Raw genomic sequence first — 21,778 nt, forward strand, 5'->3', positions numbered from 1 at the left:
GCCCGCCGCGCGAACGGATCAGCCGCTCGCGCCGGGACGATTGCGCCAGGCTTCGGCCTGGGCGTAGAACTTCTTCTCCCATTCCTTGTGGTTGTCCAGGCCCTCCTTGATGAAGGGCGTGAAGATCGCCAGGTTCATCAGCATCCAGTTCACCAGCCGGGCCGGGAATTTCAGCGGCTTGACGAAATCGACGAACAGCACCACGCGGGTCTTGTCGGTATGGTTCCAGGCCTCGTGCTCGTAGGCGTCGTCGAAGATCAGCACCTTGCCCTCTTCCCAATGGCAGATCTGGTCCTTGACCCGGATCGCCAGCCTGTCGCGCGGCTCCGGCACGATGAGGCCGAGATGCAGGCGCAGCACGCCGTTATAGGGGCCGCGATGAGCCGGCAGGTGTTTTCCCGGCTCGAAGATCGAGAACATCACGGTCGTGAGGCCGGGGATCTTCTGCATCGCCTTCCAGGTCTCGGGGCATGCCTGGATGTTCTGCTCCGACCTCACCCCGAAGCCGAGCAGGAAGAACGTCTTCCAGCCCTTGTCGGTCGAGATCGTCTTCACGTCGGTGGAGATGTCCTGGAAGGTCGGCAGCTCGTCCTTGCGAAGGAGAATGCGGTCGAGCTCGGCGCGGATGGCGGGCGCTGCCTTCTCGACCTCCGTCGCCCAGGGGAAGGTTGCGATGTCGTAGACCGGCGGGTTGCCGAGCTTGGCATATTTGAAATTCAGCCGCTCCGCCCAGGCGACGATGCCCATGAAAAAGCGGGTGACTGCGCTCGGGCGATCCATCGGGGCAATGCCGGTGGTACCGAAGTTCTGTTCGGGTTCAGGGACGCTGGGAGATGACGGTTTCACGGTAGTCACGCCTAAGAATGAAAGTTGATTTAGACAGGAAGGTTTGCTCCTGATTTGCGTCCCTTGACATGGGAGGTCGCAGGCGACTTGCAAGTCTCTGGAACAGCATTGTGGAACGCCGTGACCATATTGCTTCAATTCCGGCATGACAATTATGTGACAGGCACTCCGGGAGCAGAAGTCGGGCAAGACGTCGGACATGGACGTCGATCGTCCTCGTCCCGCCGCGGGCGGTCCAACTTACCGAAAGATGCGATAAGGATTTTTCGCACCGCATCATCACGCGCTTGCAAAACCGCGCGCCGCAGTTGAAAGTGCCTAATCGACAGTCTTTCCTTGCAAGGTGCTAGAAATTAGGCATGGCAGCGCGGCAACGCATCATTCCTGTCCGGCGTGAATACAATCGTTGGGTCGCCAACCAGACGCTGGAGGACTATGCGCTGCGCTTCACGGCCAAGAGCGCCCGGCGTTTTTCCTCGAGCCGCATTTCCCAGACGGCGATCGGCGCGATCTCCTTCCTGGCGCTGGAGGCGATCGGCGGCACGATCACCCTCTCCTACGGCACGACCAATGCCTTTTTCGCGATCTGCGCCGCTGCCGTCGCCATGCTGGTCATCGGCCTGCCGATCAGCCGTTATGCGATCCGCCACGGCGTCGACATCGATCTCCTGACCCGCGGCGCGAGCTTCGGCTATATCGGTTCGACGATCACCTCGCTGATCTATGCGAGCTTCACTTTCATGCTGTTTGCGATCGAAGCCTCGATCATGACCGGCGCGCTGGAGCTTGCCTTCGGCATCCCGCCCTGGATCGGCTACATTATCAGCGCCGCAGTGGTGATCCCGCTCGTCATCTACGGCGTGCAGCTCATCTCGCGCTTCCAGCTCCTCACCCAGCCCTTCTGGATCGTGCTGAACATCCTGCCCTTCGTCTTCATCGCCTTTCTGGACTGGGAGAAATTCGATCTCTGGCGCGCCTTTGCCGGCGTCAACCATTCGAATGCGGAAGTGGGCGGCGCGGCTCCCTTCGATCTCGTCGAGTTCGGCGCGGCCTCGGCCGTCATCCTGGCGCTGATGCCGCAGATCGGCGAGCAGGTGGATTTCCTGCGCTTCCTGCCGCCCGAAGGTTTGCGCAAGTGGCGCCACCGCCTGGCGGTCTTCCTCGCCGGCTCCGGCTGGGTCGTGGTGGGCGTCCCGAAACTGCTCGCCGGTTCGTTCCTCGCGGTCCTGACGCTCTCGACCGGCGTGCCGGTGCGGGAGGCGGCCGACCCGGCGCATATGTATCTCGCCGCCTTCGGCTACATGATCCCGAACGAGACCGCCGCACTGCTCCTGATGGCCGCTTTCGTGGTGGTTTCGCAGCTCAAGATCAACGTGATGAACGCCTATGCGGGGTCGCTCGCCTGGTCGAATTTCTTCTCGCGATTGACCCATAGCCATCCGGGCCGCGTCGTCTGGCTGGTCTTCAACGTGGTGATCGCGCTGCTCCTGATGGAGCTCGGCATCTACCGGCTGCTGGAGGCGACGCTCGGCATCTTCTCGATCATCGCCATGGCCTGGCTCTGCACGATTTCAGCCGACCTCTTCATCAACAAGAAGCTCGGACTGTCGCCCGAGGGCATCGAGTTCAAGCGCGCCCACCTTTACGACGTCAACCCGGTCGGTCTCGGCTCGATGCTGGGTTCGGCCGGCGTGGCGCTCGCCGCCCATTTCGGCCTGTTCGGGGACCTGATGGCCTCGCTCGCCACTTACGTGACGCTGATCGCCTTCCTGATCTCGCCGGCCATCGCGCTCGCCACGCGCGGCAAGTTCTATCTTGCCCGCAAGCCGCGTCAGAGCTGGAAGAGCCTCGGCTCGATCACCTGCTCCATCTGCGAACATCCCTTCGAACACGAAGACATGGCGTGGTGCCCGGCCTATGCCGCGCCGATCTGCTCGCTCTGCTGCTCGCTCGACAGCCGCTGCCACGACATGTGCAAGCCGCATGCGCGGCTGAACGCCCAGGTCGGCACCGTCGCCCGCTCCTTCCTGCCGGAGAGCGTGATCACGCGGCTCACCACACGCCTCGGCCGTTATGCGATCACAGCCGTCCTGTCGATCTCGGTGATCGGCACGATCCTCGCCATGATCGCCTATCAGGTCGGGCAGGCCACGCCCGCCAATGCCGAGGTGATCTACGGCACTGTGCTCATCGTCTTCTTCGTCTTCGCCATCATCGCCGGCATCGTCTCCTGGTTCTACGTGCTCGCCCATGACAGCCGGGTCGTGGCGGAGGAGGAATCCTCCCGTCAGAACACGCTGCTCCTCAAGGAAATCGCCGCCCACAAGAAGACCGATGCGGCCCTGCAGGAGGCGAAGGAGACGGCCGAAGCCGCGAACCGCGCCAAGAGCCGCTATGTCGTCGGCCTCAGCCACGAACTGCGCACGCCGCTGAACGCCGTGCTCGGCTACGCGCAGATCCTCGAACGCGACGAGACGATCCCCGCGCCGCGCCAGTCGGCGATCAAGGTCATCAAGCGTTCCGCCGACCATCTTTCCGGCCTGATCGACGGGCTGCTCGACATTTCCAAGATCGAGGCGGGCCGCCTGCAGGTCTATTCCAACGAGATCAACATCCAGGATTTCCTCGACCAGATCGTCGAGATGTTCTCCCTGCAGGCACAGGCGAAGGGCCTGGAATTCGAGCACGAGCGCGCCCGCGCCCTGCCCCAATATGTCCGAACCGACGAGAAGCGCCTGCGCCAGATCCTCGTCAACATCCTCTCCAATGCGATCAAGTTCACCGACGAGGGCAAGGTGCGCTTCGAAGTCGCCTATCGCAGCCAGGTCGCGACCTTCACCATCTCCGATACCGGCCGCGGCATTGCCGAGAAGGACCTCGCCCGCATCTACGAACCCTTCCAGCGCGGCGAGGCCGACAGCGTGCGTCCGATGCCGGGCCTCGGTCTCGGGCTCACGATTACCCAGCTTCTCACCAACACGCTCGGCGGCGAGATTGCGGTCGCCAGCACCAGGGGCGAAGGCTCGATCTTCAAGGTGCGTCTGATGCTCTCGGCCGTCGAGAGGCCGAACACCGCGCCGGCGGCGGAGAAGAAGATCGTCTCCTATACCGGCCCGCGCCGCACGATCGTCGTGGTGGACGACAACGAGGACCATCGCGACCTGATGCGCGAAGTGCTGGCGCCGATGGATTTCGTCGTGCTGACCGCAAACAGCGGCCCCGATTGCCTGACGCTGATCGAGGGCGTGGCGCCGGACCTCTTCCTGGTCGATATTTCCATGCCCGGCATGAGCGGCTGGCAGCTCGTCGCCAGGCTTCGCGAGATCGGCCAGACGGCGCCGATCGTCATGCTGTCGGCCAATATCGGCGACGGCGGCGCGGTCCATTCAGGCGACGAGGGCCATAACGACACGATCTCCAAGCCCGTCGACATCCGCCGCCTCGCCGACAAGCTCGCCGCCCATCTCGGCCTCGTCTGGATCTACGAGAACGAGACGGCGCTTCCCCTTCCCGTCGGTCCGAAAAGGCCGATCAAAAGTCCGGGGATGAACCATGTGCAGGACCTTTTGCGGCTCGGCGAAATCGGCTACGTGCGCGGCATCGAGGCGAAGCTTGCCGATCTCGCCAGGCAGGAAGAGCTTCGGCCCTTCGCCGAGGAACTCGGCGCCTACGTGCAGGCTTTTGATCTCGCCGGCTATATGAAATTCCTCACCCGCATGGAAGAAGAGAGGACGAGTGATGGCTGAGATCGCCCTGCCGCGCGACATCGTCCTTTTGGTGGACGACAGCCCCGAGACGCTCGGGTTCCTGACCGAGGCGCTGGAGAAATCCGGCTTCTCCGTGCTTATCGCCACCTCCGGCCAGGCCGCACTCAACATCGTCGAGCGCATCACGCCCGATCTCATCCTGCTCGATGCGGTCATGCCCGGCATGGACGGGTTCGAGACCTGCCGGAAGCTCAAGACCAATGCCGCGGTGACGCAGGTGCCGGTGATCTTCATGACCGGGCTTACCGAGACCGAACACATCGTCCACGCCCTCGATTCCGGCGGCGTCGATTATCTGACGAAGCCGATCAATATCGACGAGCTGCGCGCCCGCATCCGCGTGCATCTCTCCAACGCCCGCTCCGCCCAGAGCGCCCGTGTCGCGCTCGACGCCGCCGGCCGGCATCTGCTGGCCGTCAAAGCCAATGGAACGATCCACTGGTCGACGCCGCAGGCGACCAGGCTCATCAATGCCGCGACCGGCAGGGACGACGGGCTCGACATCGTCTCCCGCCGCATCGCCGCCTGGATGGCGGAACGCAACAGGCCGGGCTTTGCCCGCGACGCCGCCTTCTCGCTGAACCAGAACGGCCAGGCGAGCCTGCAATTCACCTTCCTCGGGGCGATCGGCGCCGACGAACATCTCTTCCGCCTGACTGCCGCCAACAGGCGCCCCGACGACGAGGTGCTGCGCCAGCATTTTCCGCTCACCCAGCGCGAATCGGAAGTGCTGCTGTGGATCGCCAAGGGCAAGTCGAACCGCGATATCGCCGATATCCTTGGACTTTCCGCCCGCACGGTGAACAAGCATCTCGAACAAATCTATGTGAAGCTCGGCGTCGAGAACCGCGCCTCCGCCGCCGTCAAGGCCGCCCATGTTCTGCATGGCGAGGAGCGGTCCGCGTAGCGAGGCAACCAACCGGTCCGCTGAATCGATTGCAGCGACGAACGGCCCGAGCCTTCGCGAAGGCCCGCAAACGACACGGGTCGGCCTACCCGACGAAACGATGCAGCGGAACCGTTCGGGACGGATATTTGCCCCATTGCATGGTTAGGGTGACGTTAATTCGAGGTGTGCCAGAACTTCGCGGCCGGATTTCATGGGCGGCCGATATCCCTTAATTCCTTGAACGCGAAGCCAAAACGGCACGAAAGTATAGAGTATCATGAATTTCATTGCGCTTCTGCCAGACACACGTCCCGTGCGTGCTGGACAAGACCGCTCGACCGATATCGTAAGGAAGAGAGTGGTATTGCACTTTCCAGGTTTCGAACCGCTCGATGCCGGTTTGCATCACGCCAGATACCAGCGATCCGCAGCCGAGAGCGCGAAGACCTGGGACCTGGCGGTCAATGTCGGTCAGCTTCATCAGGCGGGATCGGCGGCCTATTTTGACGTTTCCTCTCGGAACGCCGGTCACCTTACGGAAAGCCGCATCTACTGTTTCGACCATTCTTCGCTGGTGACGGCCCTTACCGGCAAGCCGGTTCTGAGCCGCGTCCTTTCCGGCTACGCGAGTGCGTGCCGCGTTGTTCTGGAAGGCGGCCTTACCGGATATTTTCGGCATGCCTGGCGGTTCGGCCTGTTTTTCGTATCCCCGTTTCTTCTGCTGATGCTTGCTCTCCTGTCGAGCCTGGCTACAGCCGGCCTGCCGTCCCTGCTTCGGATCGAAAGCTGGAATTATCTGTGGAGCCTGCCGCTTGCGCTGGCAGTCTTCCGGTTCGTCTTCGTACCGGTCTTCCGGAGGCTTCATACGCTGCATCTGTTTGCCGACTGGGAGCTTGCCGTCGCGATGGCACGCCTCGATCGCCCCGAAGTCAATCGATGGATCGAAACCTGCATGGCCGACATCGGGAGCGCACTGAAGGACGAAGCGGACGAGTATGTCATCAGTTCCCATAGCATGGGCTCGACCATGGCAGCCCATACGGTCGGCATGCTGCTCGCCGAGGATCCGGACATCTTCAAAGGAAAACGGGTGACATTCGTCACGCTTGGCGGCGCCATTCTCCAATGCTCCCTGCTGCGCTCCGCCGCAGGCCTGCGGGCCTGCATCGGCAGGATCGCACGCGCACCTGAGGTGTTTTGGCTGGAGATCCAATGCCTGACCGACAGCATCAATTTCTATAAAAGCCGTGTCGTCAGCCTGGCCGGGCACCCGGAGGCGCCGCAGGCCCGGATCGCCTTCGTACGCGTAAGGCAAATGGTGTCCCCGGAGCGGTATAGGAGGATCAGGTTCGACCTATTAAGGGTCCATCGGCAATATGTGCTTGGCTCGGACAGCAGATCAAACTTCGACTTCACGCTCATGACCGCCGGCCCCCTGCCGGCGGCACGGTTTGCGAATTTTCTGCCTCAATATCTTCCCGGTCGCCGGCAGCCCGGTCCCGGAAACGCTCCAACTTATTGAATCCACGCAACCGTGCGTTCCAAAGATCTGTTCCGATCTTCAGGCCGATGCTGCAGGAATTCGGAACGCCATTTCTTCCGTCATCCCTGAACGCAAGGAAGCCCGGCAATGCCGGGCTTCCGAAACGCGGTAGGAATGAAGGCTTAGCTGCCCTGCTGGAAGTAGCTGTACTTGCCGTCCGGGCCCTTCTTCCACTCGTACATGACGTAGCCGGGGAGCTTCGGGTCACCCTTTTCGTCGAACGAGATTTGGCCGAGAACGGTCGGGAAGGAGCCTTTCTTCATGGCTTCGGCAACCGCCTGCGGGTCGGTGGAGCCTGCGGCCTTCGCGGCTTCCGCGATCGTCTGCAGAGCGGCGTAGGAGTAGAGCGTATAAGCTTCCGGATTGAAGCCGGCAGCCCTGAACTTCGCGACGATGTCCTTGTTTTCCGGGCGCAGCGTCGGATCGGGACCGAACGTGTTCAGCGTTCCCTCGACCGCGTCGCCGGCGATGGAGGCAAGTTCGTTCGAGACGATACCGTCGCCCGAGACGAGGACTGCCTTGAGGCCCTGGTCCTTGACCTGGCGGATGATCAGGCCGGCTTCGGTGTGGAGGCCACCCCAGTAAATGACGGAAACGCCGGCTTCCTTCATCTTGGAGATCAGCGCGGAGAAATCCTTGTCGCCGACATTGACGCCTTCGCGGATGACTTCCTTGAGGCCGGCTGCGTTGGCCGCCTTCTTCGTCTCTTCGGCAAGGCCCTGACCATAAGGCGTCTTGTCGTCGATGATCGCGATCTTGGCATCCTTGAACTTTTCGGCCAGGTAAGCGCCGGCAATGCCGCCCTGCTGGTCGTCACGGCCGCAGGTGCGGAAGGTGTTCCAGAGGCCGCGCTCGGTGAAGACCGGGTTCGTAGCCGCCGGGGTCACTTCCAGGATGCCGTTTTCCGCATAGACTTCCGATGCCGGAATGGACACGCCGGAGTTGAAGTGACCGACAACGAACTTGACGCCGTCGGCAACGAATTTGTTGGCGACCGAAATCCCCTGCTTCGGGTCGGATACGTCGTCGCCGAGGACGATCCTGATCTTTTCGCCGTTGATGCCGCCGGCGGCGTTGATGTCAGCGGCGGCCTGCTCGGCGCCCTTCTGCAGCTGCGCGCCGAAGGCTGCGTTCGGGCCGGTGAGCGGTCCGCCGACGCCGACGAGGATATCGGCCCATGCGCTGCCGCTGAAAGCGACCATGGCCGTCAGCGCAACAGCGGAAAGAAGAGACTTCTTCATTGATTTACTCCCAGTTTCTTGAAGCGGGTTTGGTTTTGAAAAGCCGGCGCGATACCCACCATGACCGTGCCGGAAATTGTTCCACTCTAGGTTCCATTGGAGGATTGACCTCAAGCAATCTGAGGACAGTTTCACCTGCCTGTCAATCTTTCTTCTTCCAGGAAAAAGCCGAGGTCGGCTCGTAGAGCCAATAGTAATTCTGCACCATCTGACGCGTCCTGCGCAGGCGGAATCCGGCGATCGAAAAGATCAGCAGAAGCACGACGTCGACGACGTAGTAGAAGCCGCTGATGAACGGCCCCTGGAACAGCGCGTAGTGCAGAAAACGCATCACGATGCCTAGCAGAAGCGTGTAGACGACCACCGTCGGAATGCCGCTCCAGCCTTCCGCGACCGCCTTGCCGGTGCGCCAGGCGGTCCAGAAGCCGATCAGCACCACGAGAAAGCGCAGGACGTAGCGGACGCCGGTATCGTCTTCGAAGAAAAGTCCCTGCATATCCAGTCTCCTTAATGCCTTCCGCCTTCGAGATAGGCGGCGCGCACTTCCGGATTGGCGAGAAGCTCCCTGCCGGACCCGCTCATCGTCACCTTGCCGTTGACCATGACATAGGCCCGGTCGGAGAGTTTCAGCGCCGCGAACGCGTTCTGCTCGACGAGGAAGACGGTGAGCCCCTCCTCCTGGTTGAGCTTCCTGATCGCCTCGAAAATGCCCTTGACGATCAGCGGCGCCAGACCGAGCGACGGCTCGTCGAGAAGGAGCAGCTTCGGCCGCGCCATCAGTGCACGCCCGATCGACAGCATCTGCTGCTCGCCGCCGGAAAGCGTGCCGCCGCGCTGGCTCTGGCGCTCCTTCAGGCGCGGGAAGAGCACGAAGATCTTCTCGACGTCCTCCTTGAAATGCTTGAGGTTGTCGAGACCCGCGCCCATCTGCAGGTTTTCGAGAACCGTCATGCGCGGAAAGATGCGCCGGCCCTCCGGCGATTGGGCGATGCGGCGGCGGGCGATCAGGTGCGTCGGCAGCCGGGTGATGTCCTCGCCGTCGAAGATCACCTGCCCGTCGCGGGCCTGCGGGCTGCCGCAGATGGTCATCATCAGCGTCGACTTGCCGGCGCCGTTGGCGCCGATCAGGCTGACGATCTCGCCCCTGTTGACCTCGACATCGACGCCTGCGAGCGCACGGATATTGCCGTAATAGGTCTCGACGCCCTGGACCTTCAGAAGGGTGTCGCCGGCCATCAGTGCGCCCCTCCTTCGAGTTCTTCCGCAATCACCTCTTCCACCTCGTCATCCTCGACGCCGAGATAGGCGGCGATCACCTTCGGGTCGTTCTTCACATGGTCCGGCGTGCCGTCGGAAATCTTCTGGCCATATTCCAGCACCACGACATGGTCGGAAATCTCCATCACCACCGACATGTCGTGCTCGATGAGCAGGATCGAGACGCCTTCGTCGCGGATCGAATGCAGCAGCGTGTTCAGCGCCGCCGATTCACGCGGGTTGAGGCCCGCGGCGGGCTCGTCGAGGCAGAGCAGTTCCGGGCCGGTGCACATGGCGCGAGCGATTTCGAGCCGCCGCTGCGCGCCATAGGGCAGATCGCCGGCCGGATCGTCGGCGCGGTCGACGAGGTCCGCCTTTTCGAGCCAATACTGCGCCTTCTCGATCGCCGCCTTGGCGGCGTTGCGATAGGTCGGCAGGCCGATCAGGCCGAGGATCGTGTAGCCAGAAGCCTTCATCAGCACGTTGTGCTGCGCCACCAAGAGGTTTTCCAGGACGGTAAGACCCGAAAACAGCCGGATATTCTGGAAGGTACGCGCGACCTTGGCGAGCTTGGTGATCTCGAAATCCCTCAGCCGCTCCAGAAGGTGCTCCTTGCCGTCCCGCTGCCTGAGCGTGATCATGCCCATGGTCGGCTTGTAGAAGCCGGTGATGCAGTTGAAGACGGTCGTCTTGCCGGCGCCGTTCGGTCCGATCAGCGCGGTGATCTCGCCGCGCCGCGCCTCGAAGGAGAAGTCGTTGATGGCCATCAGGCCGCCGAACTTCATCGACAGGTGCTCGACCTTGAGGATGGTATCGCTCGTCATCGTATCGATCCCGGAGGCCATCAGCCGTGGCCCTCCTTGGTAAAGCTGCCGGAGACCGCCTTGCGCTCCTTCAGGAAGGCGGTCGGCTCTCTGCTGCCGACGAAACCGCGCGGCTTGAAGAGCATGACGACGATCATCGCAAGGCCAAAGAGCAGCATGCGGTAGAGCTCCGGCGTGAAATCCGGGCCGAAGACGAGCTTCAGGAACTCCATTTCGCGGAGCAGCTCGGTGCCGCCCACCATGACCACCGCGGCGATGGCGATGCCGGTGAGCGAACCCATGCCGCCGAGAACGACGATCGCCAGGATCACCGCCGATTCCAGGAAGACGAAGCTTTCCGGCGAGACGAAGCCCTGGCGGGTGGCGAAGAAGGAGCCGGCGAAGCCGCCGAACATCGCGCCGATCGCAAAGGCGGTGAGCTTGGTCGTCACCGTGTTGATGCCGAGCGAGCGGCAGGCGATCTCGTCTTCGCGCAGCGCCTCCCAGGCGCGGCCGATCGGCATGCGGCGCAACCGGATCGTCACGTAGGCGGTGACGAGGCAGAGCGCCAGGATCACGTAGAAGAGGAAGATCTTGTAATAGGCGGACGACATCGGCAGGCCGAAAGCCTTGGCGAAATTGTTCGGCGCCCCGACATCGAAGGAATAGAAGCCGAAGATCGAAGCCTTGGCGATGCCGGAAATGCCGAACGTGCCCCTGGTCACGTCCGTCCAGTTGATGAGGACGAGGCGGATGATCTCACCGAAGGCGAGCGTCACGATGGCGAGATAGTCGCCGCGCAGCCTAAGGACCGGAAAGCCGAGTATGACGCCCCACAGGGCGGCGAGAATGCCGGCAAGCGGCAGCAGTGCCCAGAACGAAAGGCCGAAATACGAGGACAGCAGAGCATAGGAATAGGCGCCGACCGCGTAGAAGGCGACATAGCCGAGGTCGAGCAGGCCGGCGAGGCCGACGACGATGTTGAGGCCCCAGGCGAGCATCACGTAGATCAGGATCTGGATGCCGAAGTTGTCGACATATTTCAGCGAACCCTGCGGTCCGAACAGCATCACCGAGACCGGCGGGTAGAGCAGCAGGGCGATCAGCGCGATCTTGAGGAAATGCGTGCGCAGAAAGCCCTTTTCCTCGGAAATCTCCAGGATGCCGCTTTTGGCCTTGGCAAGCTTGCGGCGGTCCAGATGCGGCTTGATGAAGCCGACCGTCAGGAAGCGGCCGACCGCGGCGACGATCACGAAGATTGCGAGCAGTCCCCAGCGGGTGCGCCAGACGAGCCGGTTGTCGATATTCTGATAGGTCTCGATGCCGACATAGAGAAGGAACATGCCGAAGGCGATGACGCCCGCGAAAATGCCTTCCCTGACGGCCTTCGCCATCAGGCCGGCGGAGGTGTTTGCGGATGGGGTCGTCATGTCAGACCTTTTCCACTTCCGGCCGCCCGAGAATGCCCGTCGGCTTGAAGATGAGGACGAAAGCAAGGATCGCGAAGGTCGCGACGTCCTTGTAGGCGATGGTGAAGTAAGCGGACCAGAGCGATTCGATGAGGCCGATCAGGAGACCGCCGAGGACAGCGCCCGGCAGCGAGCCGATGCCGCCCAGAACCGCCGCCGTGAAGGCCTTCACGCCCGGGATGAAGCCGTCGTTGAACGAGGCGACTCCGTAGTACATCAGGTACATGCAGCCGGCGACCGCGGCGAGCGCCGCGCCCATCACGAAGGTGATCGAGATCGTCCGGTCCACGTCGACGCCGAGAAGCGCCGCCATCTTGCGGTCCTGTTCGGTCGCCCTCTGGGCGCGTCCGAGCGGCGTCTTGTTGACGATGTACCAGAAGGCGAAGAGCAGCACCGCCGTAAGGATGACGATGATGACCTGCTTCAGCGAAACGGTGATCGCGCCCCAGTGATAGACGTCGGAAACGAGCTGCGGGATCGGCTTGTTGCGCGGCCCCTGTGTCACCTGGATGAAGTTCGACAGCACGATCGACATGCCGATCGCGGTGATCAGCGGTGCCAGCCGGAACGAACCGCGCAGCGGCCGGTAGGCGACGCGCTCGATCGTCCAGTTCCACAAGCCCGTCATCAGCATGCCGACGATCAGCATGATGAGCAGCAGCAGCGCCACCGGAATGCCGGCGAAGAAGGAGGTGAGGATCAGGAAGATGATGAGGGCGGCAAAGCCGCCAAGCATGAAAATGTCACCATGGGCGAAGTTGATCATGCCGATGATGCCGTAAACCATCGTATAGCCGATTGCCACGAGGCCATAGATGGATCCAAGAGTCAGCCCATTGATGAGCTGCTGGATGAAGTACTCCATATACTTTCCCCCGGATGCGATCCTGGGACGGTCGCATCTCTTGTATATTCGTCCCTTGCGGGTTCTTGCGTTGTTTCGGGCATTCCATAACGGTTTCGTAAGAAATGTGAAGACAAAAAGCCGAGAGGCGGACCAAAACGCGGCGTTTCTCAACAATTTGGCGCGACAAAGATCATAAATTCCAAAAAACCGGCAGTTCCTGTCGAAAAATTAGCCATACCGGCCGCTTCGCGAAATTTAACGACGGCCTTCCGTTAACATTAAAAGCAGATGCCGGTCTGGCATGGATCGAGAACCGTCTGCCGCAGCATCGGCTTTCGCATCGCCGGCATACGGCAGCCCCCGTTACTGCTACCGCTTTCGAAGCGCGATCGCCCGAAGCGGGCATGTTTCACCCATGCCGCATAAGGATTCTCAAGGGCTTGGCCCGCTCCGCCTCCCCGCCCCTTCCATCGGCCTTAGACTGGTGCCGACTTAGGAACGGAGTGGACCATGGCCGAGACGACCGCCAACCTGAAAATGCCCTTCATCCTGCCCTCGCAGGCGCAGAAACACGTGACCCACAACGAGGCGCTGCTGAAGCTCGATGCCCTGGCGCATCTGACGATCGCGGCGGAACAGGCCGCCCCTCCCGCCTCGCCCGCCGAAGGCGCCTGTTACCTCGTCGGCCCCGCTCCGACCGGTGCCTGGACCGGCAGGCAGGGACGCATCGCCTCCTGGCAGGACGGCCACTGGGCATTCGCCGACCCCCGCACCGGCTGGCGGGCTTGGTTTCTCGCGATCTCGAAACTGAAAGTGTTTTCCGGAACGGGATGGCAGGATATTCCCCTGCCGGAAAGCGGCAGCCTCGGCGAACTCGGCGTCAACGCCACGCCGGACGGAACGAACCGGCTCGCCCTCTCCTCCCCCGCAAGCCTCTTCAACCATGCCGGCAACGGCCACCAGATCAAGATCAACAAGGCCGCCGCCCCCGACACGGCTTCGCTGCTCTTCCAGTCGAACTGGACGGGCCATGCGGAAATGGGCCTTGCCGGCAACAACGATTTCTCCGTCAAGGTCAGCAACGGCAGCACGTGGAATACGGGACTTGCGATCTCTCCCGCCGGCCATGTCTTCCGGCCGAGCCAGCCGGCGGTGCGCGCCCACAGGACCGGCACCAGCTTTTCGCCCACCGCAGGCCAGCAGAGCGGCTTCACCACCCTCGGCCTCGATCAGGGCGGCTTCGCGCTCGGCGCGGCGGCGCCCGGCGGCGGCAGCCGGATCGTCGTGCCCGCCGCCGGCCTTTACCTCCTCGGTCTCAACGTCGCCGTCCTGACCTCGTCCGGCCATACGACCAGTCTGGTGCTGAACGGATCGCAGACGCTCATTTTCATGAACGGTGTTGCCGGGGGAGCACAAATGCAGTCCGCAACTGGAATTTTTTTCCTGTCTTCGGGCGATTTCGTCACCCTGGGCCATTCCGGGACCGCACAACTGGAGCTCGGCGCAGGAAAAACCGAATTATTTTTGACAATGCTTTAATACCGCAATGCAAGAAAGATTATCTTTATCGTTAACCAGATCTTAACTTGCCTGATGACTCGCGTAACAAGGTGTTATATTAGGGAGCATCACTGGTCGGCAGGGGGCTCCAGGGTATAATGCGGGTGACCGGTTTGAGCGTTTCTGATCTGCATAACGATACCGCCTATGCACCGATCGGCGGCGGGGATATGAGTTTACTCGGGTCGGAAGCTCAGGGGCCGGCTTCCCGCCGCGGTCAGAGGCGCAATCTCCAGGTGCAGCTCGCCGTCAAGCGGACGATCGATATCGGCGTATCCCTCACCGCCCTCCTCGTCCTCCTGCCGCTGATGCTCGTGGTTGCGCTGTTGATCCGCCTCGACAGCCCCGGCCCGGCGCTCTTCACCCAGGTCCGCTGGGGCAAGGATTGCCGCAAGATCCGGGTCTACAAGTTCCGCTCCATGCGCACGGATCTCGGCGACGCGACGGGCATCACGCAAACGGTCCGGGACGACCCGCGCGTCACCCGCGTCGGCGCCGCCATCCGCAAGACCAATATCGACGAACTTCCGCAGCTTCTGAATGTCCTCAAAGGCGACATGTCGCTGGTCGGTCCCCGCTGCCATGCGATCGGCATGCTGGCCGCCGGCATCCCCTACGAGGATCTGGTTCCGGACTATCACCGCCGCCATTCCGTGAAGCCGGGCATGACCGGTTTGGCACAGATGCGCGGCCTTCGCGGCCCGACGGACCGCCCGCGCAAGGCGCGCGCCCGCATCGCCTGCGACCTCCATTACATCGACAATTTCTCGATCCAGCTGGATCTGCGCATCATGTTCGGCACGGTGCTGGCCGAGCTCCGCGGCGGCAAAGGCTTCTAATTCCTTGAAATTTTTGCGGCTCCGGCTCAGAGCGCGCAGCTTTTCGATGTCTCTTCAAAAGGAAACGGGACCCGTCGCGCTGCCTTGGAACACGCAATGCGATTAATCAGCGATCTCTGAACAAATGCCGCTGCCTGTTTAGTCAAATGTTAAAACTGGGGCGCTAGGCTGCCCGACGTGGTCTTGTGTAGTGTAGAGAGTCCAATGACCGAAATGATACGTCCCCGAGTGAAATATGTCATCGGCCCCGATGGCAGCCCCTTGACGATCGCCGATCTTCCGCCGGCCAATACGCGCCGCTGGGTGATCCGGCGGAAGGCAGAGGTGGTTGCCGCGGTTCGCGGTGGCCTGTTGAGCTTGGAAGAAGCATGCGAGCGCTATACGCTCACCGTCGAGGAATTCCTCTCCTGGCAATCCTCCATCAACGACCATGGCCTGGCGGGCCTGCGCACGACGCGCATCCAGCAATATCGCCACTAGGAGCAGTTCCAGGAAGAGCGGAACCGGTTTCCCTCCGGAATTGCATCGAACCGAACACGAATTCGCGGGCCTGCTCCCGCACAAGGAAAAAGGTGCCGCTGCGGGAGACACAACGGCACCTTTCAGTTTGTGTCCGCCTCAGTCTCTTTCTCCCCGATCCGGGTGAGCGACGGCAGGAGGCCGGCAATCACCGCCGATGCGGCGTAGAACCAGAGGCCCGGCTGGGAGACCGCCGCCGCCAGGCCGCTGCTTTTCGCCGCGACGATCACGATCGCCACCAGCATCACGTCCATCATCGACCACTTCGAAAGATGCGGCATCGCGCGGCGGAAAACACCCGCCTCGCCGGCCCGGCCGGAAAGCTGCAGGGCGAGCCCGGCAAGCTTGGCGATCGGGAACACGATTGAGAACAGCCCAACCACCAGCGAAAGCGCCACATCTCCCTGCCGGAAAAGCGCCGCAACGATCTCGACGAGCGACGGCGTCTCGCTGAAGAAATAAAGCCGCTCGAAACGGATGATCGGCAGGAGAAGCCCGAGCCCCAGGCAGATCGCGGCGAGCACGAGAAGAACAGGCCGCAGCCAACTCATCGCTTTCTCCCGTTGACGGTGCGTCACCCTTCGGAACGTCACCCGGCTATTTCCCTTCGACCTCTCCCGTATTACATCATCCGGCGATGGATAGAAGCGGAGCGAAGATGAATATCACGCATGAAGAGACCCGATCGGGCGGACGCTATGTCGCGGAACTCGACGGCCATTACGCGGAAATGACCTATTCGCAGGCCTCCCCGCAGCTCGTCATCATCGATCACACGGGCGTGCCCGAAGCGCTGCGCGGCAAAGGGGTCGGCCAGGCGCTGGCGCTGCATGCCGTCGAGGAAGCCCGCAGGGGCGGCTGGAAGGTGATCCCTCTCTGCCCGTTCTTCAAATCCCAGGTGGAGCGACATCCCGAATGGCAGGACATTCTGCGATAACGGATAGCCGGCCGCGACGCGGGGCGGGATGGAGAGAATATTGAAAAACCGAAATGGGGCGCAGGCGCCGTGGCGCCGCCCCGCATTGAGATATTCCGCTATGTCGCTCGCCCGGCTGTATTAAGCCCGGGCGCGCATTCCGCCGTCGCGCTCTTCGAGAGCCGAAGCCTTGGCGAGCTCGCCTTCCGCCTCCTCGAGTGCCAGTTCGGCGCTTTCCTGCTGGGCCCTCAGCTCGCGAATCGAGACCTGAAGATTGTCCGCCCGTTGGCGGGCCGCCTTGGCGAAGGTGGGGTAGGCGAAGTGATTCGGGTCCGTGATGCCGGACTTCCTCTCTTCGAGGGTGATCTGATGTTCCAACTCCTTGGCCATCCGCTCGAACTCGGCCATCATCATCTGCAACTGCTGCAACTGGCGGCGCTTTTCGTTAACCTGAAATCCTTTCAGGCGAACCAGGCTGTCACGCGACTTCATACGCAATACTCCGTGGATAGCGAGACCCAGACCCGTGTATCCGGTTTGTAACACTCCGGATCAAAAAATTTCCGCGACGTTAATAAATTTACCTACGCGTTAACTTTTCGTTTACGGGCATCATTAATGATAAGCCCGATCGTTTAAGGGTCGGTAAATGCCAAGGCCTAAATTGGCCGCGACAATGTACGAGTCGCATGAATCACTTAGCGGAGTTTCCTCATCCGCTGATTCAATCTTGGTGATGGCCAATCCTCAAGGGAAATCAGGTTGCTAATAATTTTGCTTAACGAATTGATTTACCTTGCCAGGTTGAATCATAATTTGTTAACCATTTAGTGGCAGCTTCCAAATCAGGCTCAGTCTGGATCCGTAGCGAGTAAGGGGGCAAAAGGTACCTTACGCGGCGGTAAAGGGGAAAAATATGCGGGTTCTACTCATCGAAGATGACAGCGCGACTGCCCAGAGCATCGAGCTGATGCTGAAATCGGAAAGCTTCAACGTATATACCACCGACCTCGGTGAGGAAGGCGTCGACCTCGGTAAACTCTACGACTACGACATCATCCTTCTCGACCTGAACCTCCCCGACATGTCGGGTTACGAAGTGCTCCGCACGCTGAGGCTCTCGAAGGTCAAGACCCCGATCCTCATCCTCTCCGGCATGGCCGGCATCGAAGACAAGGTTCGCGGCCTGGGCTTCGGCGCCGACGACTACATGACCAAGCCGTTCCACAAGGATGAGCTGGTCGCGCGCATCCATGCGATCGTCCGCCGTTCCAAGGGTCATGCCCAGTCGATCATCATCACCGGCGAGCTGATCGTGAACCTCGACGCCAAGACCGTCGAAGTCGGGGGCCAGCGCGTCCACCTGACGGGCAAGGAATACCAGATGCTGGAGCTCCTCTCGCTCCGCAAGGGCACCACGCTCACCAAGGAAATGTTCCTCAACCACCTCTATGGCGGAATGGACGAGCCGGAGCTGAAGATCATCGACGTCTTCATCTGCAAGCTGCGCAAGAAGCTCGCCAACGCCGCCGGCGGCGCCAACTATATCGAGACCGTCTGGGGCCGCGGCTACGTGCTGCGCGAGCCGGACGGCAACGATTACGCCGAAAGCGCCTGAGCCTTCGCGCTTCCCCTTTTCAAACGCCCGCCCGGTCCGCCCGGCGGGCGTTTTGCTTTGAACCGTGAGGCTTACCTCGGCCGGCGGATGGCGCGCACCTTCCCGCTGTTTCCACCGCCGCAGAAGAGCCGGTCGCCACCGTCGGATTCCAGCCCCGATACGCCCATGCCCGAAGGCATTTCCAGCGTCTCCAGGACCTTTCCCGTCGTGGGGTCTATCCGCCTCACGTCGCTCTCGTCGCCTTCCCAGGTACCGTGCCAGAGCTCGCCATCGACCCAGGTGACCCCGGTCACGAAGCGGCTGCATTCGATGGTGCGCAGGACCGTGCCTGTTTCGGGGTCGATCTGGTGGATCTTCCGCTCCCTGTACTGCCCCACCCAGAGCGCGCCTTCCGCCCAGGCAAGCCCGGAATCACCTCCGTTGCCCGGCGCGGGGATCGTCGCGAGCACCTTGCCGGTTTCCGGATCGATCTTCTGGATGCGGGCCTCGGCGATCTGAAACAGGTGCCGGCCGTCGAAGGCCGTTCCCGCGTCGGCGGCGACGTCGATCGAGCGCACTGTCTTTCCGCTCGCCGGATCGAAGGCGTTCAGCTTGTTTCCGGCCGCGAACCAGACGTTCCGGCCATCGAACGTGACGCCGGCCACCTGTTCGGTATCCGGAAACGGTCCGTATTCATCGAGAATTTCGGCTGCATATCTTTTCATGGTTTCCATCCCATCTGTCTTTCACGCTTTCAGCCTAATCGTTCGGCAGCGGACCTGGGAGTAACAAGACTGTCGGGAATCCCGGCACGGGCGGGCTCATCCAACGGCGCGCTGGTCCGCGCCCGAACGACTGCACCTTGCCTGCCGCCGCGAGCTGTTCGAGCGCCCGCTGTACGGTGCGGGGGCCCGCTCCGAGCGCAAGCGCGAGCGCAGAACTCGACCACGCCTCGCCGTCGGCAAGGAAGGCAAGCACCGCCGTATGCGGTTCTTCGACGGGTGGAGCCAGAACGACCACCTCGCCCGCCTGGCGTGGCACGAGCGCAAAGCCACGCTTCGTCGCCCTCACCTCCGCCAGCGCCTTGATCTCCGCACGAAGCCTGCCGATTTCGACTCGCAACCGGGCGCGATGCGATTCGTCCGCATGTTTGCCCCGGAAGGCGCGCGCGATCAGCGTGCTCCTCGACACGTCCCCGGGCCAGGCTTCACCGAGCGCGCTGAGAAGCGCGAACAGGACCGGGCGCGTCGTGAGCGGGACGAGCCTATCTCCTTTCCGCGCGACGTTACGGCACGCGTCCACGACGAGCACGCCCGACGCCAGAAGCGCTTCGACCTCATCGAGCACCAGCGGACGCATTTCGCCACGCGCGATCAGGCGCGCCGCGGGCGTCTTCAGGATGAGGGAAGCGTTCTCGACTTCGGCCAGCAGCGCCGGGATACCCGCTTCGCGCGAGGCCTGCCCGGCCCGGGCGAGCGCATCGCGTGCCGCCTTCGTCCTGAGGCGCCGGATCGCGATACCCGCAACCGCCAGCTCGTGCGCCGCCCTCAATGCAGGCGGAAGCGGTACGGCGTCGAACTCGGAAAGCATGCGCTCCGCCTCGTCGAGGCGGCCGATCAGGAGCAGGCGCCGTATCTCGATGGTGCGCGCATGGGCAGCGTTGATGCGATCGCCATGCGCTTCAAGCACCGCCCGCGCCGTATCGAGCGCCTTGGCAGGCCAGGTGAGATCGCGGGAGACTAGCGCGATTTCCGCCTCGGCGACGATACACCGGGCGCGGGCCATGGCCTCTCTCGGACTGAAGGCGCGCGCGGCACTCTTGAGGAGCGCCTTTGCCCGGGCAAGGTCGCCGAGCTGCGCCATCGCGATGCCGCGGAGCGCGAGCGCAGGCGCGTCGTCCCGCAGGGCGACCCGCTTCAATGCACCGAGCGGATCGCCTGCCGCAAGCGCCCGTGCCGCGGCGGTGATCAGCGAGTCCATCGGAATCCCGTCACACTTGTAACTCCCGTCATCTCGATAACCGGTCCTAATCTATGCACGACCATGCAACGCGTCGCACCAAAAATGGAACGGCGCAGACAGCCGAAGGAGAAAACCATGACGGCACATGCAACCGGAACACGCCAGGAATGGCTGGCGGCGCGCCTCGAACTGCTCGAAGACGAGAAGGAGCTGACGCGCCGCAGCGACGCGCTGGCGCTGCGGCGTCAGGATCTGCCCTGGGTCAAGATCGACAAGGAATACCGGTTCGAAACCGACGAAGGAAGCGCCTCGCTGGCGGACCTCTTCAAAGGGCGCTCGCAGTTCCTCGTCTACCATTTCATGTTCGGCCCCGACTATACGGCCGGATGCCCCTCCTGCTCCTCGATCGCGGACGGGTTCAACGGCATCGTCGTGCATCTGGAGAACCACGATGTCGCCTTTTCGGCGGTATCGCGTGCGCCGCTGCCAAAGCTCCAGGCATTCAAGCAGCGGATGGGGTGGACCTTTCCCTGGGCATCTTCGTTCGGCAGCGACTTCAACAGCGACTTCAGCGTCTGGTTCAGCGAGGAGCAGCAGCGCGAGGGCGGCATCGAATACAACTATCGCCGCGAGCCGCCGATGGCGGGTCCTCCGAGAGGCCAGACCGTTCAGGAATGGCAGCAGAGCGGCGGCGAAAGCCCGATCGCCCAGATCGCGGCGTCGACCGGAACCGACATCGCCACATATGCGCGCGACAGGCCGGGCGTCAGCGCCTTCGTGCTCGAAGACGATGCCGTCTATCATACCTATTCCAGCTATGCCCGCGGACTGGACGGCATATGGGGCATGTACCAGTGGCTCGACCGTGCCCCGAAGGGCCGCAACGAGAGCGGCATCTGGTGGCGGCGCCACGACGAATACGGACGGGGGTAACGTCGCCATGCTGCTTCACCCCGGCAACAGGAGGACGACAGCCGCGGGCAGCGAATCTGCCTGCGGGGCGGATCGCAAGGCCCCTCACCGTGCCGCCGACCGGCTGTCTCTTGCCGCCGCTCCGACATTTGCGGTGATGGCGCTGCTGACCGCCGTCAACGGCCCCGCGGACATGATCTGCTCCCCCATGGAGGAAGGCTTCTCGCTGAACGGCATGGCGCCGATGTACTTGCTGATGACTGCCTTCCATCTGGCTCCCTGGCTGAGACTGGTCTCCCGCCGGGGATCATTTGAGAAATCGTAGTAACCTGGCGCCGCCGGCCGCACCCGCAATCACGCGGCCCGCGAGAGGCCGGAAAAGACGGAGGTGAGAATCTTCCGGTCGAACGGCTTCAGCAGGAAATCGTCGGCGCCGGCGCGCTTGCCTGCCATCATCTTCTTCAGGTCCGCCTCGATGACGCAATAGAAGATGCGCACGTTCCTGCCGTTCGGCATGGCGCGGACGGCGGCGATCAGATCGAGCGCGCCTTCGAGCGCCGCATCGACGACCAGGAAATTCGGCAGTTCCGCCTGGCAGCGCGCAAGCGCTTCGCGCGCGCTGCCGGCCTCTGCGACAAGAAAGCCCAGTTCGGAAAGTATCCGCTTGCCGACCTTGCGGACCACGTCCGAACTGTCGGCAATCATCAAACGCTGCATCGTCTTCCCCCTGATGCCAGCCGCCCGCTCGGGGCTTCGAACATCAATCATTAGGCGGACAGCGCTAACGAATGGTTACTCGAGGCTGCAATCC

General features: G+C 62.4%; 22 protein-coding genes. 10 read left to right on the plus strand and 12 right to left on the minus strand.

Translation table 11 applies throughout. The annotated features are described in order from the left end of the window. Positions 1-18: 18 nt before the first annotated feature. Positions 19-855 carry an ornithine lipid ester-linked acyl 2-hydroxylase OlsC gene (olsC, locus tag ACMGE0_RS26410; protein WP_495885025.1) on the minus strand — a complete coding sequence of 279 codons (837 nt, stop codon included), beginning with the start codon at positions 853-855 and terminating at the stop codon, positions 19-21. A gap of 350 nt (positions 856-1,205) precedes the next feature. On the opposite strand from olsC, the gene ACMGE0_RS26415 reads away from it, so the two are divergent. The 3 genes from ACMGE0_RS26415 (at position 1,206) to ACMGE0_RS26425 (ending at position 7,024) form a co-directional block, all read left to right on the plus strand. Then, on the plus strand, positions 1,206-4,592 hold the full coding sequence (locus ACMGE0_RS26415; protein WP_436818861.1) for a hybrid sensor histidine kinase/response regulator: 3,387 nt from the start codon (positions 1,206-1,208) through the stop codon (positions 4,590-4,592). Then, positions 4,585-5,520, plus strand: coding sequence for a response regulator (locus ACMGE0_RS26420; RefSeq protein WP_436818862.1), 936 nt, complete (start codon positions 4,585-4,587; stop codon positions 5,518-5,520). The genes ACMGE0_RS26415 and ACMGE0_RS26420 overlap by 8 nt, the downstream gene beginning before the upstream one ends. A 259-nt stretch (positions 5,521-5,779) precedes the next feature. Continuing rightward, a complete protein-coding gene (locus ACMGE0_RS26425) occupies positions 5,780-7,024 on the plus strand; it encodes a hypothetical protein (protein ID WP_436818863.1) in 1,245 nt (414 codons plus the stop codon). Between the two features lie 143 nt (positions 7,025-7,167). Here the strand turns inward: ACMGE0_RS26425 and ACMGE0_RS26430 are convergent, their stop codons facing one another. The 6 genes from ACMGE0_RS26430 to ACMGE0_RS26455 form a co-directional block, all read right to left on the minus strand. Next, complete coding sequence (locus ACMGE0_RS26430) at positions 7,168-8,286, minus strand: branched-chain amino acid ABC transporter substrate-binding protein (protein WP_436818864.1); 1,119 nt, start codon at positions 8,284-8,286, stop codon at positions 7,168-7,170. Positions 8,287-8,428: 142 nt separating this feature from the next. Beyond that, on the minus strand, positions 8,429-8,782 hold the full coding sequence (locus ACMGE0_RS26435) for a DUF6867 family protein (protein ID WP_436818865.1): 354 nt from the start codon (positions 8,780-8,782) through the stop codon (positions 8,429-8,431). A gap of 11 nt (positions 8,783-8,793) precedes the next feature. Further along, on the minus strand, positions 8,794-9,522 hold the full coding sequence (locus tag ACMGE0_RS26440; protein WP_436818866.1) for an ABC transporter ATP-binding protein: 729 nt from the start codon (positions 9,520-9,522) through the stop codon (positions 8,794-8,796). After that, a complete protein-coding gene (locus ACMGE0_RS26445) occupies positions 9,522-10,388 on the minus strand; it encodes an ABC transporter ATP-binding protein (protein WP_436818867.1) in 867 nt (288 codons plus the stop codon). Before ACMGE0_RS26445 ends, ACMGE0_RS26440 begins: the two co-directional genes overlap by 1 nt. Next, a complete protein-coding gene (gene livM / locus ACMGE0_RS26450) occupies positions 10,388-11,776 on the minus strand; it encodes a high-affinity branched-chain amino acid ABC transporter permease LivM (RefSeq protein ID WP_436818868.1) in 1,389 nt (462 codons plus the stop codon). The genes ACMGE0_RS26445 and livM overlap by 1 nt, the downstream gene beginning before the upstream one ends. 1 nt (position 11,777) lies before the next feature. After that, the gene (locus ACMGE0_RS26455; protein ID WP_436818869.1) at positions 11,778-12,680 is read right to left on the minus strand and encodes a branched-chain amino acid ABC transporter permease; all 903 of its coding nucleotides are present in this window, start codon (positions 12,678-12,680) and stop codon (positions 11,778-11,780) included. Between the two features lie 492 nt (positions 12,681-13,172). Between ACMGE0_RS26455 and ACMGE0_RS26460 the strand changes: the two genes are divergently transcribed. From ACMGE0_RS26460 to sciP, 3 genes are all read left to right on the plus strand, one after another. Further along, positions 13,173-14,201 carry a DUF2793 domain-containing protein gene (locus tag ACMGE0_RS26460; RefSeq protein ID WP_436818870.1) on the plus strand — a complete coding sequence of 343 codons (1,029 nt, stop codon included), beginning with the start codon at positions 13,173-13,175 and terminating at the stop codon, positions 14,199-14,201. Positions 14,202-14,392: 191 nt separating this feature from the next. Next, a complete protein-coding gene (locus tag ACMGE0_RS26465; RefSeq protein ID WP_436818894.1) occupies positions 14,393-15,061 on the plus strand; it encodes a sugar transferase in 669 nt (222 codons plus the stop codon). Positions 15,062-15,265: 204 nt separating this feature from the next. After that, positions 15,266-15,541: a CtrA inhibitor SciP gene (gene sciP / locus ACMGE0_RS26470; protein WP_018327815.1), complete on the plus strand. Its 276-nt coding sequence runs from the start codon at positions 15,266-15,268 to the stop codon at positions 15,539-15,541. A gap of 122 nt (positions 15,542-15,663) precedes the next feature. Here the strand turns inward: sciP and ACMGE0_RS26475 are convergent, their stop codons facing one another. Next, entirely contained in the window at positions 15,664-16,131 is a 468-nt protein-coding gene (locus tag ACMGE0_RS26475) for a paraquat-inducible protein A (RefSeq protein ID WP_436818871.1), read from the minus strand. Positions 16,132-16,238: 107 nt separating this feature from the next. Between ACMGE0_RS26475 and ACMGE0_RS26480 the strand changes: the two genes are divergently transcribed. Continuing rightward, complete coding sequence (locus tag ACMGE0_RS26480; RefSeq protein WP_436818872.1) at positions 16,239-16,517, plus strand: GNAT family N-acetyltransferase; 279 nt, start codon at positions 16,239-16,241, stop codon at positions 16,515-16,517. 120 nt (positions 16,518-16,637) lie between these two features. Here the strand turns inward: ACMGE0_RS26480 and ACMGE0_RS26485 are convergent, their stop codons facing one another. Continuing rightward, positions 16,638-16,988 (minus strand): flagellar export protein FliJ, encoded by a 351-nt coding sequence (locus ACMGE0_RS26485; RefSeq protein WP_436818873.1) that lies wholly within the window; start codon positions 16,986-16,988, stop codon positions 16,638-16,640. 424 nt (positions 16,989-17,412) lie between these two features. Here ACMGE0_RS26485 and ctrA point away from each other — a divergent pair, with 424 nt between their 5' ends. Further along, complete coding sequence (gene ctrA / locus ACMGE0_RS26490; protein ID WP_085420037.1) at positions 17,413-18,114, plus strand: response regulator transcription factor CtrA; 702 nt, start codon at positions 17,413-17,415, stop codon at positions 18,112-18,114. A 71-nt stretch (positions 18,115-18,185) separates the two neighbouring features. On the opposite strand, the gene ACMGE0_RS26495 is transcribed toward ctrA, so the two are convergent. Beyond that, a complete protein-coding gene (locus ACMGE0_RS26495; RefSeq protein WP_436818874.1) occupies positions 18,186-18,818 on the minus strand; it encodes a Vgb family protein in 633 nt (210 codons plus the stop codon). Between the two features lie 34 nt (positions 18,819-18,852). Continuing rightward, a complete protein-coding gene (locus ACMGE0_RS26500; RefSeq protein WP_436818875.1) occupies positions 18,853-20,073 on the minus strand; it encodes a helix-turn-helix domain-containing protein in 1,221 nt (406 codons plus the stop codon). Between the two features lie 117 nt (positions 20,074-20,190). Between ACMGE0_RS26500 and ACMGE0_RS26505 the strand changes: the two genes are divergently transcribed. Both ACMGE0_RS26505 and ACMGE0_RS26510 read left to right on the plus strand, forming a co-directional pair. Then, the gene (locus tag ACMGE0_RS26505; protein ID WP_436818876.1) at positions 20,191-20,988 is read left to right on the plus strand and encodes a DUF899 domain-containing protein; all 798 of its coding nucleotides are present in this window, start codon (positions 20,191-20,193) and stop codon (positions 20,986-20,988) included. A gap of 7 nt (positions 20,989-20,995) precedes the next feature. Continuing rightward, positions 20,996-21,292 (plus strand): hypothetical protein, encoded by a 297-nt coding sequence (locus ACMGE0_RS26510; protein ID WP_436818877.1) that lies wholly within the window; start codon positions 20,996-20,998, stop codon positions 21,290-21,292. Between the two features lie 29 nt (positions 21,293-21,321). On the opposite strand, the gene ACMGE0_RS26515 is transcribed toward ACMGE0_RS26510, so the two are convergent. Next, a complete protein-coding gene (locus tag ACMGE0_RS26515; protein WP_436818878.1) occupies positions 21,322-21,684 on the minus strand; it encodes a response regulator in 363 nt (120 codons plus the stop codon). Between the last annotated feature and the right edge of the window lie 94 nt (positions 21,685-21,778).

It is taken from the genome of Neorhizobium descurainiae (assembly GCF_051400715.1).
Classification (GTDB): domain Bacteria; phylum Pseudomonadota; class Alphaproteobacteria; order Rhizobiales; family Rhizobiaceae; genus Neorhizobium.

Excerpts from the sequence above, each read along its gene's own strand:
- ACMGE0_RS26415 (WP_436818861.1), top strand. The coding sequence starts at position 1,206 with ATGGCAGCGCGGCAACGCATCATTCCTGTCCGGCGTGAATACAATCGT.
- ACMGE0_RS26420 (WP_436818862.1), top strand. The coding sequence starts at position 4,585 with ATGGCTGAGATCGCCCTGCCGCGCGACATCGTCCTTTTGGTGGACGAC.
- ACMGE0_RS26425 (WP_436818863.1), top strand. The coding sequence starts at position 5,780 with ATGAATTTCATTGCGCTTCTGCCAGACACACGTCCCGTGCGTGCTGGA.
- ACMGE0_RS26430 (WP_436818864.1), bottom strand. The coding sequence starts at position 8,286 with ATGAAGAAGTCTCTTCTTTCCGCTGTTGCGCTGACGGCCATGGTCGCT.
- ACMGE0_RS26435 (WP_436818865.1), bottom strand. The coding sequence starts at position 8,782 with ATGCAGGGACTTTTCTTCGAAGACGATACCGGCGTCCGCTACGTCCTG.
- ACMGE0_RS26440 (WP_436818866.1), bottom strand. The coding sequence starts at position 9,522 with ATGGCCGGCGACACCCTTCTGAAGGTCCAGGGCGTCGAGACCTATTAC.
- ACMGE0_RS26445 (WP_436818867.1), bottom strand. The coding sequence starts at position 10,388 with ATGGCCTCCGGGATCGATACGATGACGAGCGATACCATCCTCAAGGTC.
- livM (WP_436818868.1), bottom strand. The coding sequence starts at position 11,776 with ATGACGACCCCATCCGCAAACACCTCCGCCGGCCTGATGGCGAAGGCC.
- ACMGE0_RS26455 (WP_436818869.1), bottom strand. The coding sequence starts at position 12,680 with ATGGAGTACTTCATCCAGCAGCTCATCAATGGGCTGACTCTTGGATCC.
- ACMGE0_RS26460 (WP_436818870.1), top strand. The coding sequence starts at position 13,173 with ATGGCCGAGACGACCGCCAACCTGAAAATGCCCTTCATCCTGCCCTCG.
- ACMGE0_RS26465 (WP_436818894.1), top strand. The coding sequence starts at position 14,393 with ATGAGTTTACTCGGGTCGGAAGCTCAGGGGCCGGCTTCCCGCCGCGGT.
- sciP (WP_018327815.1), top strand. The coding sequence starts at position 15,266 with ATGACCGAAATGATACGTCCCCGAGTGAAATATGTCATCGGCCCCGAT.
- ACMGE0_RS26475 (WP_436818871.1), bottom strand. The coding sequence starts at position 16,131 with ATGAGTTGGCTGCGGCCTGTTCTTCTCGTGCTCGCCGCGATCTGCCTG.
- ACMGE0_RS26480 (WP_436818872.1), top strand. The coding sequence starts at position 16,239 with ATGAATATCACGCATGAAGAGACCCGATCGGGCGGACGCTATGTCGCG.
- ACMGE0_RS26485 (WP_436818873.1), bottom strand. The coding sequence starts at position 16,988 with ATGAAGTCGCGTGACAGCCTGGTTCGCCTGAAAGGATTTCAGGTTAAC.
- ctrA (WP_085420037.1), top strand. The coding sequence starts at position 17,413 with ATGCGGGTTCTACTCATCGAAGATGACAGCGCGACTGCCCAGAGCATC.
- ACMGE0_RS26495 (WP_436818874.1), bottom strand. The coding sequence starts at position 18,818 with ATGAAAAGATATGCAGCCGAAATTCTCGATGAATACGGACCGTTTCCG.
- ACMGE0_RS26500 (WP_436818875.1), bottom strand. The coding sequence starts at position 20,073 with ATGGACTCGCTGATCACCGCCGCGGCACGGGCGCTTGCGGCAGGCGAT.
- ACMGE0_RS26505 (WP_436818876.1), top strand. The coding sequence starts at position 20,191 with ATGACGGCACATGCAACCGGAACACGCCAGGAATGGCTGGCGGCGCGC.
- ACMGE0_RS26510 (WP_436818877.1), top strand. The coding sequence starts at position 20,996 with ATGCTGCTTCACCCCGGCAACAGGAGGACGACAGCCGCGGGCAGCGAA.
- ACMGE0_RS26515 (WP_436818878.1), bottom strand. The coding sequence starts at position 21,684 with ATGCAGCGTTTGATGATTGCCGACAGTTCGGACGTGGTCCGCAAGGTC.